The sequence below is a fragment of the Patescibacteria group bacterium genome, from assembly GCA_028711655.1.
Taxonomy (GTDB): Bacteria; Patescibacteriota; Patescibacteriia; order Patescibacteriales; family JAQTRU01; genus JAQTRU01.
In genome coordinates this window covers 1-11391 of record JAQTRU010000037.1, presented here as the reverse complement: position 1 = coordinate 11391, position 11391 = coordinate 1, and the positions used below count along the sequence as shown (strand labels likewise).

General features: G+C 39.0%; 11 protein-coding genes and 2 rRNA genes. 12 read left to right on the top strand and 1 reads right to left on the bottom strand.

Going from position 1 to position 11391, the window contains the following annotated elements; genetic code table 11:
• From PHQ42_04420 to PHQ42_04375, 10 genes are all read left to right on the top strand, one after another.
• Positions 1 to 335 (top strand): 23S ribosomal RNA (locus tag PHQ42_04420); the annotation flags it as partial.
• Between the two features lie 146 nt (positions 336 to 481).
• Positions 482 to 596: ribosomal RNA gene (rrf, locus tag PHQ42_04415) — 5S ribosomal RNA — on the top strand.
• Positions 597 to 796: 200 nt separating this feature from the next.
• A complete protein-coding gene (locus PHQ42_04410) occupies positions 797 to 961 on the top strand; it encodes a hypothetical protein (GenBank protein ID MDD5071947.1) in 165 nt (54 codons plus the stop codon).
• A gap of 9 nt (positions 962 to 970) precedes the next feature.
• Positions 971 to 1711 (top strand): helix-turn-helix domain-containing protein, encoded by a 741-nt coding sequence (locus PHQ42_04405; protein ID MDD5071946.1) that lies wholly within the window; start codon positions 971 to 973, stop codon positions 1709 to 1711.
• Positions 1712 to 1781: 70 nt separating this feature from the next.
• Complete coding sequence (glmS, locus tag PHQ42_04400) at positions 1782 to 3599, top strand: glutamine--fructose-6-phosphate transaminase (isomerizing) (protein ID MDD5071945.1); 1818 nt, start codon at positions 1782 to 1784, stop codon at positions 3597 to 3599.
• A 48-nt stretch (positions 3600 to 3647) separates the two neighbouring features.
• Positions 3648 to 4976, top strand: a complete 1329-nt coding sequence (locus tag PHQ42_04395; GenBank protein MDD5071944.1) for a GNAT family N-acetyltransferase — start codon at positions 3648 to 3650, stop codon at positions 4974 to 4976.
• A gap of 3 nt (positions 4977 to 4979) precedes the next feature.
• Positions 4980 to 5360 (top strand): hypothetical protein, encoded by a 381-nt coding sequence (locus tag PHQ42_04390; protein ID MDD5071943.1) that lies wholly within the window; start codon positions 4980 to 4982, stop codon positions 5358 to 5360.
• A gap of 95 nt (positions 5361 to 5455) precedes the next feature.
• Positions 5456 to 5959 carry a hypothetical protein gene (locus PHQ42_04385; GenBank protein ID MDD5071942.1) on the top strand — a complete coding sequence of 168 codons (504 nt, stop codon included), beginning with the start codon at positions 5456 to 5458 and terminating at the stop codon, positions 5957 to 5959.
• Between the two features lie 109 nt (positions 5960 to 6068).
• Positions 6069 to 7322 carry an endonuclease Q family protein gene (locus PHQ42_04380; protein MDD5071941.1) on the top strand — a complete coding sequence of 418 codons (1254 nt, stop codon included), beginning with the start codon at positions 6069 to 6071 and terminating at the stop codon, positions 7320 to 7322.
• Between the two features lie 4 nt (positions 7323 to 7326).
• On the top strand, positions 7327 to 8430 hold the full coding sequence (locus PHQ42_04375; protein ID MDD5071940.1) for a PEP-utilizing enzyme: 1104 nt from the start codon (positions 7327 to 7329) through the stop codon (positions 8428 to 8430).
• An 87-nt stretch (positions 8431 to 8517) separates the two neighbouring features.
• Here the strand turns inward: PHQ42_04375 and PHQ42_04370 are convergent, their stop codons facing one another.
• On the bottom strand, positions 8518 to 8715 hold the full coding sequence (locus PHQ42_04370) for a hypothetical protein (GenBank protein MDD5071939.1): 198 nt from the start codon (positions 8713 to 8715) through the stop codon (positions 8518 to 8520).
• Positions 8716 to 9080: 365 nt separating this feature from the next.
• Between PHQ42_04370 and recA the strand changes: the two genes are divergently transcribed.
• Both recA and pyrH read left to right on the top strand, forming a co-directional pair.
• Positions 9081 to 10115 (top strand): recombinase RecA, encoded by a 1035-nt coding sequence (gene recA, locus PHQ42_04365; protein ID MDD5071938.1) that lies wholly within the window; start codon positions 9081 to 9083, stop codon positions 10113 to 10115.
• Positions 10116 to 10394: 279 nt separating this feature from the next.
• Positions 10395 to 11087 (top strand): UMP kinase, encoded by a 693-nt coding sequence (gene pyrH, locus PHQ42_04360; protein ID MDD5071937.1) that lies wholly within the window; start codon positions 10395 to 10397, stop codon positions 11085 to 11087.
• Positions 11088 to 11391: the final 304 nt, after the last annotated feature.

The window sequence follows — 11391 nt, the reverse complement described above, 5'->3', positions numbered from 1 at the left end:
GCTGTTCGCCCATTAAAGCGGCACGCGAGCTGGGTTCAGACCGTCGTAAGACAGGTCGGTCTCCTATCCACTATGATCGCGGAAACTTGAGAGGGCCCTTCCCTAGTACGAGAGGACCGGGAAGGACAAAGCTCTAGTGTACCAGCTGTTCCACCAGGGGCATTGCTGGGTAGCTACCTTTGGTTTAGATAAGCGCTGAAAGCATCTAAGCGCGAAGCTGTCCTCAAGATTAGGTTTCATAGGTTCGTGAGAGACTATCACGTTGATAGGCTCCAAGTGTAAGTGCGGCAACGCATTTAGCTGAGGAGTACTAATAAACCATTTAATTTTCCCACGTTTTTGTTTTTAAAATTTTTGAAAACTTTTTTAGAAAAAGTTTTCAAGGCTTTCAAAAAATATAAGGTGTTTAATAAAATTTTTATAGCGAGCAAAACTCTACGGCCATAAAAATTTTATTAAACGATTGAAAAAACACCATTGTTCTGGTGGTATTAGCGGGAGGGTCACACCTGATCCCATCTCGAACTCAGAAGTTAAGCCTCCTAGCACTGATGGTACTTGGGCATGAGCCCCGGGAGAGTAAGCCGCCGCCAGAACAATGGTGTTTTTTTGTTTGGGAAATTTGTGGATAACTTAAATAATGTTAATTAAATTTATGACATATTTTTGTTAATAATTTAGCTAATATTAAATAAATAAATATGTTTTTGTAAAAATTGCAGAAATATAGTTGACAATATTTCAATTAAATAATATACTGATTTTATGTTTATTTTTTAAAATACTTAACTAATCTATGGCCGGAAATAATAAAACAAAGGTTATTACCTGCGCTGTTTGCTCAAGGTTTTGCCAGAATAGAGATGGAGAAAAATTGGGCGATTTAATAAAAAGGATAAAAGAAGAAGGATTTAAACCGGTTTTTTCCTGTGATTTCCTAAAAAATTATCCCATAAAATAATGGTTCCTTATGGATATAACCATTCTTAAAAAAATAGGTTTGTCAGACAAGGAAATAGAGGTTTATTTGGCGCTTCTGGAAAATGGCGCTTCTTCGGTGCGGGGGTTGGTTGGTTTTACCGGGTTAAACCGAGGCACGGTTTATGATATTTTAAAGAGTTTGCGGGAAAAGGGACTGGCTAGCTATTACCACCAGGAGACGAAACAAAAATTTGTGGCCGAAGATGCGGATAAGCTTGTAAAGCTGGTTAGCGAGGAAGAAGAGAAAATTAAAAGAATAAAAGCCAAGATAGCTGATTTAATTCCGGAATTAAAGTCTTTGCAGGATAAAGGTGGCAGGCGTCCAGCCACAAAATTTTATGAAGGGAAAAGGGGCATAAGGTTTATTCTGGAAGATGTTTTAAATTCGGTTGGGGGCGAAAAAGAAAAGGAATATTTTATTTATTCCGCCACTAAAGCCAGCGAAGACATTAATAAGGCTTATCCTAATTTTACTAAAGACAGGATAAAAAAGGGCATCAAAGTAAAGGCGATTTCTTTGGCTTCTGGCGGTAAAACTTATGGCCTGGATGAGCGACGTTGGCTTGGCACCAACGACGAATCCGCAACTTTTGTTTTAATTTATGCAGGCAAATGCGCTTTTATTTCCCGCGACTCCAAAGGCATCCCGGTCGGGGTGATTATTGAGAATGAAATGATATATGAGACGCAGAAAATAATTTTTTTGCGGCTCTGGGACCTTATAAAATAATATAAAAATAAAATAATAAAATAAAAAGTAGATTAATTTTTATATTATTTTATTATTTTATTATTTTTCTATGTGCGGCATAATAGGTTATATCGGACCGAAAAATATTTCAACCGTGCTCTTGGACGGCCTGAAAAGGCTGGAATACCGGGGATATGATTCTTCCGGAATGACGGTTAAAAATTCCGGCGGCTTAATTACCCTTAAGGCGACAGGAAAAATTACGGAATTGGAGAAAAAAGTTAAGGAAAACCCCCCTTATCCCCCCTTTGCAAGGGGGGTGAATTTAGGTATAGCCCACACCCGTTGGGCAACCCATGGCGAGCCGAACGAAATCAACGCCCATCCCCACTTGGACGCGAAAGGCGAGATAGCCATAGTTCATAACGGCATTATTGAAAATTACCAGGCTTTAAAAGATTTTTTGGCTAAAGAAGGCTTTAAAACGGTTTCCGACACTGATTCGGAAATTATCGCCCATCTTATCCAAAAGTTTAATAATGGCAATTTCCCCGAAGCTGTGACAAAGGCCGTTGGCTTAATTGAAGGAACTTTTGGCTTGGCCGTTATCCAAAACGGCGGAAACAAGATAATCGTAGCCCGGCGCGGATCGCCTTTGGTTTTGGGCTTGGGCGAGGGAGAAATGTTTATTGCTTCCGATGTTTCGGCGATTTTGAATTATACAAAAAAAATTGTTTATTTAAACGACGACGAATTGGCGGTTGTCGGAAGAAACGGCTATTCGGTTAAAAATTTAAAAGGAGAGAACATTAACAAGAAAGTCCATGAGATAAAATGGACCCTTGACCAGATTGAGAAGAAGGGGTTTAAGCATTTCATGCTCAAAGAAATTTATGAGCAACCGGAAGCGATTATCAACACCCTGCGCGGCCGGATTAAAGGCGGAAAGGTTAAACTAAGCCTTAATTTGGATTTAAATTCCCTAAGGAGAATTGTGATTGTGGCCTGTGGCACCAGCTGGCATTCCGCCTTAATTGGAAAATATTTTTTAGAAAAAAATACAAATATTCCGGTAGAAGTGGATTACGCTTCGGAATTTCGTTATCGGGATCCGCTTGTTGGGAAAAACGATTTGGTTATCGCAATTTCCCAATCAGGGGAAACCGCCGACACTTTGGCGGCGATAAGAGAGGCCAAAGCCAGGGGCGCCAAAACTCTCGGGATTATCAATGTTGTCGGTTCCACTATCGCCCGAGAAGTTGACTTTGGAATTTACCTTCATGCGGGTCCGGAAATCGGAGTGGCCAGCACCAAGGCCTTTACGGTCCAAGTTGTAGATTTGTTGCTTTTATCTTTGTTTTTCCGGCAGGAGCGGGGTTTAAAGTTGGAGAAAAAAACACTCCGTGATTTAGAGATTTTGCCAAAGAAGATTAAAGAAGTTTTGAAACAGGCGGACAATATCAGAAAATTGGCAAAAAAATTTATAAATTGCGGGAACATCCTTTATCTCGGACGTGGCCTTAATTTTCCTGTGGCCCTGGAAGGAGCCTTGAAGCTGAAAGAAATTTCCTATATCCATGCCGAGGGCTATCCGGCCGCGGAAATGAAGCATGGGCCGATTGCCTTGATTGATAAAAATATGCCGGTTATGTTTATCGCCACTCGCGACAGCACTTATAAAAAGATTCTTTCTAATATGGAAGAAATAAAGGCTCGGGGCGGAAAAATTATAGCTATTGTTAATGGGCGGGACAAAAGTATTTCCAAATTAACCGAAAGCGTTATAAAAGCGCCTTTATCCTCTCCTGAACTTATGCCAATAATCAATGCCGTGCCCATGCAATTTTTTGCCTACTATGTAGCGGATTTAAAAGGGATAGACATGGACAAGCCGCGCAATTTAGCTAAATCTGTAACCGTGGAATAGATTACAAATTACAAATTTATTACAAATTTTACAAATTCTCTAATTATTATGAAGAATTTGAGATATACAATTAGAGAGCTTAGAGGAGAAGACTTAAATCCGGAAAGGGGATTTTTAGAAACTTTGTCCAATTTGAGCAGAGCGGATTATTTGCCCCCGGAGAATATGAAAGAAATTTTTAGAGAAGTGAAAGAAAGGGAAAATAGTTATGTTTTTGTGGCCGTAACCGAGGATAAGCAAATCGTCGGCATGATTAAACTGATAATTGAAAGGAAATTTTCTTATGGCGGAAGCCGAGCCGGGCATATAGAAGATGTGGTGGTCAGGAAGGGGTTTGGAAAAATGGGCATAGCCAGCAGCCTGAACGAAAGAGCTTTGGCCGAGGCCAGGAAATTGGGATGCTATAAAGTAATCCTGGATTGCCGTGACGAATTGATTTCTTTTTATGAGAGATTTAAGTTTTATAAATTTCAAAATTGTCTAAGAATTGATTTTGAAGAACATTTAATTTCTTCTTCCATGAATTCCGCCGGAAATTTAACCGGAGAAGGCGGAGATATTTTCAACGGAATAGAATTAACCAAAAATATGCCTGAAAAAAATAATTTTAGCGGAGATAAATTTTTGAACGGAGAAAACAAAATCGTGATTTTAGCCGCCGGCAAAGGCGTAAGGATGAACTCTTCTCTGCCCAAAGTTTTGGTGCCGCTTTCGGGACGGCCGATTATAGGATATTTATTGCGTTCAGTCGCCGAAGCGGGAGTTGACGGCCGGCCGATAATCGTGGTTTCGCCGGATAACAGGGAAATAATGGAAGAAGCTTTAGCTGAATATAACTGCGATTATGCCATTCAAGAAGAGCAGCTCGGCACCGGCCACGCTTTTGCCTGCGCCCGCCCGTTTTTCGGGACGGAGGCAAAAAAAGTCATAAGCTTTTATGGCGACCATCCCTTTGTCCAAGCCGATACCGTAAAAAAATTGGCTGAAAGCCACCGCGGCGTTATTACCATGGTAACGGTCAAGGTAGATGACTTTCATGACTACAGAAGGAATTTTTTTTACTGGGGCCGGATTGTCAGAGGCGAGGACGGCGAAGTTAAAAAAATCGTGGAATTTAAGGATGCGGCCGAGGAAGAGAAGGAAATAAAAGAAATTAACCCGGGTTTTTATTGCTTTGACAAAGATTGGGTTTGCGCTAATATTGATAAACTGAAAAATGACAACAAACAGGGGGAGTATTATCTGACCGATTTAGTCGGTTTAGCCTTTGCCCAGGGCCATAAAATTAACACCATAACGATTGATCCGCGCCAGGCTGTAGGCATTAACAGCCCGGAAGAGCTGGCGGTTGCGGAAAAATTAATTCAAGAGGGATAAAAGATGGATGAAAATTGCCGCAGGGTTATTGATGAAGTGGAAAGGATAATTAACCTCACTCCAACGGAAGCGGCGGCGGAATCGGAAGAGGTGAGAGCTTTCTGCAAGCAAATTGAAGCGTACAAAAGGCTGCCGGCCCTACCTTTAATAGTCGGTGTGATGATTTCCTTTTCCGGTCTTTGTTCTTTAAACTTTTCTTCGTCGCCTTATCTGCTCCTAAAAGTTTTTTATGTTTTTATTGGTCTTGGTTCGGCCTTGCTTCTCGCGGAAAGGTCTCTCGGAATTTTTCTTGCCAGATTGGAGATTAAAAGGCTAATAGAGAAGAGGGCGGTAGAGTTTATTCTTAAAGGCAGAGGAGGGAGAAAAAGGGGAGAAGAAAATTAATGGGCCGGTCCGGGAATTTAGGGACCGGCTTTTTTATTTGCTTTGCCGATGAGAGGGGGTTATAATAAAAGAACCAATAATTATTCATTAAAATTATGGAGATAGTAATTTATATCATAGTTTTGTATTTTATCTTTATTTTTTTTCTGTCCCGTTTTATTATTCCCCATCTTTCTTTTAGGCCCGATCCGTTGTCGGAAAAAATACCGGAAGACATGGAAAGAAAAATTGAAGAACTGAAAAATAAATCCAACTCGCCAAGAGAATTTTTAGAATTAGCTTATAATTATTTAGGAACAAAATATCATTCCGAGCGGCTGGCCACGGTTTTAAAGTTTCATTTTATGTTTAAGAGCCTGGAAGATATCTGGAACCGGACAGGTTTTATTCCTTGCAACCAAAGTAATTTTTTACTGCGGATTTTTTTAGCAAAGTCCGGATTTTTTAAAGATAAAGAAACCAGGCGGAGAAATACTTTTGTTAATTTTGTTCCGCACCAGTATCTGCAGGTTAAACTGGACAATAAGTGGATTGATGTTGATGTTGGAGAAAAATATCGGGGTATGAAGATTGGGAGACATTTAAAATATTTTGGATAGTTACAAATTACAAATTTGTTACAAATATACAAATATTAAAAATGAAAAATAATTTTGTTAACCAGATTTGTAAAATTTGTAAAGGATTTGTAATTTGTAACTGTAATATATGCAGCAGATTCTAGATTTACATATTCATTCTAAATATTCCCGGGCTTGCTCGTCGCAGTTGCTGCTTTCCCGCATTGACGAGACTTGCCGAATTAAGGGGATAGATATTATTGCCACCGGAGATTTTACTTATCCAGAATGGTTTTCAGCTATTAAAAACGAGTTGGAAGAAGTCGGTAATTCGGGCTTGTACAAATTAAAAGAAGAAAAAGATGATAAGGTGAAATTTTTACTTTCTACCGAGCTGGCTTTAATTTATAAAGATGGCGGCAAGGTAAGGCGGATTCATCTGGTTGTGCAGGCGCCCAATATTGCCGCGGTGGAGGAATTAAATAATTATTTAGATAAAAAATACAATATCCGCTCGGACGGACGGCCGATTTTAGGCATGAAGGCGCCGGAGTTGGTAACGCTTTGTTTGTCAATCCATCCCAAGTTTTTAATTTACCCCGCCCATATTTGGACGCCCTGGTTTGCGGTTTTCGGTTCAAAGTCTGGTTTTGACTCTATGGAAGAATGTTTTCACGAGCAAACAGAAAATATTTACGCCATAGAAACCGGATTATCAAGCGACCCGGCCATGAATTGGCGCTTGTCAGCTCTGGACAGCTTATCTATTATTTCAAATTCTGACGCGCATAGTCTTCCCAATCTTGGACGGGAAGCCAATGTCATGGATTTGGAGGAAATTAGTTATGATGAGATTTATGAAGTAATAAAAAACAAGGATTTGAATAAATTGAAGTACACGATTGAATTTTATCCGGAAGAAGGCATGTATCATTTTGACGGTCACCGTGATTGTAAAATTAGATTCTCGCCCGAAGAAACTAAGAAGCATAAAGGCATTTGCCCGGTCTGTAAAAAACCTTTAACCGTGGGCGTGATGAATCGGGTGGAAGAACTGGCTGATCGCCCCGAAGGCTTCAAGCCCGAAAAAGCAGCCGGATTTAAAAAATTAGTGGAACTTGATAAGATTATTGCCGAAGCTTTAGATATAAAAAGCCGGCAGTCGCAAAAAGTGCAGGCCGAATATAATAGTTTAATTAAAAAAGGCGGAACCGAGATGAATATTTTGCTAAATGAACCTTTAGAGAATTTAGCCAGCATGACTTTACCTATAATTGTTAAAGGCATAAAAAGAGTGCGGGAAGGAAAGTTAATTGTTGAGCCCGGTTTTGACGGCCAATACGGCGTGGTTAAAATTTTTACCGCCAAGGAGAAAGAAGACAAACAGCCGAAAATGTTTTAATTATATGAATAAGAAAATACATCCCAGGAATTATAATTTTTTTTGGTTAGTTTATAATGCTACCTATTTTTTTATTTCCTGTTTTTTAACTTCTAATTATTTAAAACGAGATTTTATCGTTATTTATCAAAACGGGAATTACAAACTTTATGCTTCCAAGGAAGAAACCGGCCGTTTGGCGAAATATGGCTTATTGTTTTTCAGGAGAAATTTCAATGATTATAAGAAAAAGGTTAATGGGATAATTAAAGAAGCAAAGACGGTTTTTAAGTTAAATAAAACTAAAAATTTTTCTAACTTTTCCGACCGTGAGATCAGGGTAGATTTTTTAAGAGCTGTGGGGTTTGCCCAAAGGGCTTTAGATCTTTATTGGTTTACGGAATATTTTCTTTACGATGAGATTGAAAGAAGGGTTAAGCAGGCTCCTTCCCAAAACAAGCTTCTAGTAAAAAGAGTCAAGGAAATGCAGGAATTAAAATATGAGCTTAGAAAATCAGTTATTAATAGAATTTCTTTTCTCGGAGATGATTATTTTTTTAAAAATTATCTTGATGAGATTGAAAAACGCGCAGGCAGAAGAGATTTGGCCAGCCTTCATTGCAAAGAGATAGCTGACTTATTGAAAGGCAAAACCGTGGATAAAGTAAATCGGAGAGATTGCATTCTGGGAAAATTTAATAATTGGCAGCCGATTACCGGAAAAAAGGCCTTGGCGATAATTAAATTATTTTCCAAAGATTTAGACAAAAAACAGAAGAGTAATTTTTTAAAAGGCCAGGTAGCCAATCCGGGGCGCTATAAGGGGCGAGTGAGGTTAATAAATTTTGACCAAGGGGCTGGTTTATCTCGGGAAGTGGCCAAGTTCAAAGAGGGTGAGGTTTTAGTAACCGGTTCAACTATTCCCCAGATGATTTTGGCGTGCCGGAAAGCCGGAGCCATAATAACAGAGGAGGGCGGCATAACTTCGCACGCGGCGATTGTTTCCCGCGAATTGAATAAACCCTGTGTTATAGCCACTAAAATAGCCACGCAGGTTTTAAAGAACGGAGACATGGTTGAGGTAGATGCCGACAAAGGGATTGTAAAAATTATAAAAAATAATAAATAGTAAAAAGTTATAAACAAAAAACGCCTTTCTTAATTTTTAGGCGTTTTTTGTTCCTCCTCGTTCGCCAAACAAATATGTCTTAATGATTTACGGCACATTTGTCTGGCGAAGAGGAGCAATTTTTATTTTCTTCTTTTCCTCTTCTTGGCCGGTTTTCTCTTTGCAACTTTTTTCTTTTTTGTTGCTTTCTTCTTGGCCGGTTTTCTCTTTGCAACTTTTTTCTTTTTTGTTGCTTTCTTTCTTTTCTTCGCTGGCATGTTTATCACCTCCTTTCTTGGTACGCAATTTTTTTGCGCGGATTAAAATAATTATTTTTTAAAATTATTATTTCTATTTATATTATACAAAAAATATTTTTTCTTTACAATACTTTTTTATAATTTTTAAAAATATTTTTTTGTTTTTTGTTCTTAGTTATATTATACAGGATATTTTTTTAATTAACAATAGTTTTTTTGAAAAAATAACAAAATAATATAAAAATATAAAAATATAAAAAAGATAAGAAGGCGAAATTCGTAAATTTTATGTTTTTATTTTATTTTATTATTTTATTTTTATATTATTTTAATTGGCTTGCCTTCATAATTTTCTTATGCTATCTTATAGGCAGATTGGGTAATATTTTTTAAAAATAATTTTACAAAGATATGTCAAATGAAGAAAAAAGCAAGGAGGGTGGTGAAAAAGATAAGCGCCAGGAAGCGGCCATGACGGCCGTTGACCAGATAAAAGAGAGGTTTGGCGAGGGGGCGATTATGAAATTCGGGGAAGCAAGAAAATCAGATGTTGACGCCGTCCCGACCGGCTGTTTGTCCCTGGATATTGCCTTGGGGATTGGCGGCGTGCCAAGGGGAAGGATAATAGAAGTTTTTGGTCCCGAGGCTTCGGGAAAAACAACTTTGGCCCAGCATATTGTGGCTGAAGCGCAGAAAATAGGGGGGATTGCCGCTTTTGTCGATGCTGAACACGCCCTTGATCCCGATTATGCGGCTAAAATCGGCGTGAACATAAAAGATATGCTTATTTCCCAGCCGGACACCGGAGAACAAGCTTTGGAGATAGTGGAAACTTTGGCCCGGTCCAATGCAGTGGATGTGATTGTGGTTGACAGTGTAGCCGCCCTGGTTCCGCAAAAAGAAATTGAGGGAGAAATGGGCGACCAGCATATGGGCTTGCAAGCAAGGTTAATGAGCCAGGCTTTGCGGAAATTAACCGGCGTTGTTTCTAAATCAAAAACCGTGGTGATTTTTATAAATCAGATTAGGTTTAAAATCGGCGTTTTTTTCGGTAATCCGGAAACGACTACCGGCGGCAATGCTTTGAAATTTTATTCCTCGGTTCGGATTGAAGTGAGGAGGGCGGCCCAGATTAAGCAGGGGGATAAGATTATCGGCAACCGCGTAAAGGCCAAGGTGGTAAAAAATAAGGTGGCGGCCCCTTTTCGCACCTGTGAGTTTGATATTATGTATAATGAAGGCATTTCCATCGCCGGCGATTTGTTGGATAGCGGCGTGGTTTATGGAGTTGTAAATAAATCCGGCAATTCTTACGCTTTTGGCGAGATTAAAATGGGGGTGGGCCGGGAAAATGCCAAGAAATTTTTAAGGGCGGATAAAAAATTAATGAAAGAGATTAGGAGAAAGATAATGTCCGAAGTAAAAGCGCGGGAGATGGAGGAGTAGAAAAATTTTTAATTTCTCCCGCCACTTATAAAAAGTTGTTTGCCCACAGCCCCGCTTTTAGCGGAGCCTCGCCTTTGGCGGGGCGTGGAGGGCGGGATCCCGCTAAGGTGGTGATAATTCACCTAATTTCTAATAAAATATCCAATGCCAAATGCCAAAAAATTTAGGCATTAGACATTTTAGAATTAGGAATTTTATTAGAAATTAGACCTTGGGTGAATTAGAAATTTTTTAGAGAGGAAATTTGCTATAAATTTTATCAATTAGCATATCATAATTATGTCCAGAAAAGATACTTATATTATCTCGTTGGGCGGATCTTTAATTGTCCCGACGGACGGGATTGATTGGAAATTTTTAAAAAATTTCCGCAAACTGATTATTTCAGAGACAAAAAAGGGTAAAAAATTTTTTATTATCGTGGGCGGAGGAGCTACCTGCCGAAAATATAATGAAGCCGCCCGGAAAATTACTAAAGTTAGTCAGATAGATTTAGACTGGCAAGGAATTTATTCCGGCCGACTTAACGCCCGTTTGTTAAAAATTATTTTGGGGCCAATAGCTTGTCCGGAAATAATTATTGACCCGATAGCAAAATTATCCACCTCAAAGAAAATAATTATCGGCAGCGGCTGGAAGCCGGGCTGGTCAACGGATTATGTGGCGGTGGTTATGGCCCGGGAGCACAAAATTAAAACCATTATTAATTTGTCAAATATTGATTACGTTTATACGGCTGATCCGAAAAAATATAAAAACGCAAAACCAATTAAAAAGTTGGGTTGGCGGAATTTTAGAAAATTAGTTGGCAATAAATGGAATCCCGGTTTAAACGCGCCGTTTGATCCGGTGGCTTCGCGGCTGGCCGAACATTTGGGGTTGGAAGTGATAATTATGAATGGGAAGAAATTGGATAACTTGAGAAAATATTTAGATGGTGAAAAATTTAAAGGGACTGTTATAGAGAATTAAGGTTTAAAAATTAAGATTTAAGGTTAAAAATTGAATGTAAAATAAGAAAAACGGCCTGTTTTTTAAGGAAAATGGCCGTTTTTATATTTTTCCCCTTTTTACTCTTGCCCTGTTTTAGTTTTTGCTGTATAATAACTGCTGTTAAAGAATAATCAAAAATGAAATTTATCTATTTATTATTTTCCGCCAAGGGGCGCCTGCCTGTCCGGTAGGCAGGGATCAGCCTCTGGCTGATTATTTTTATAATATGGCAAAAAATATCGCTGCCGCTCCGGCCGGCCGAATAAGAATTAAAGGCGCTCGG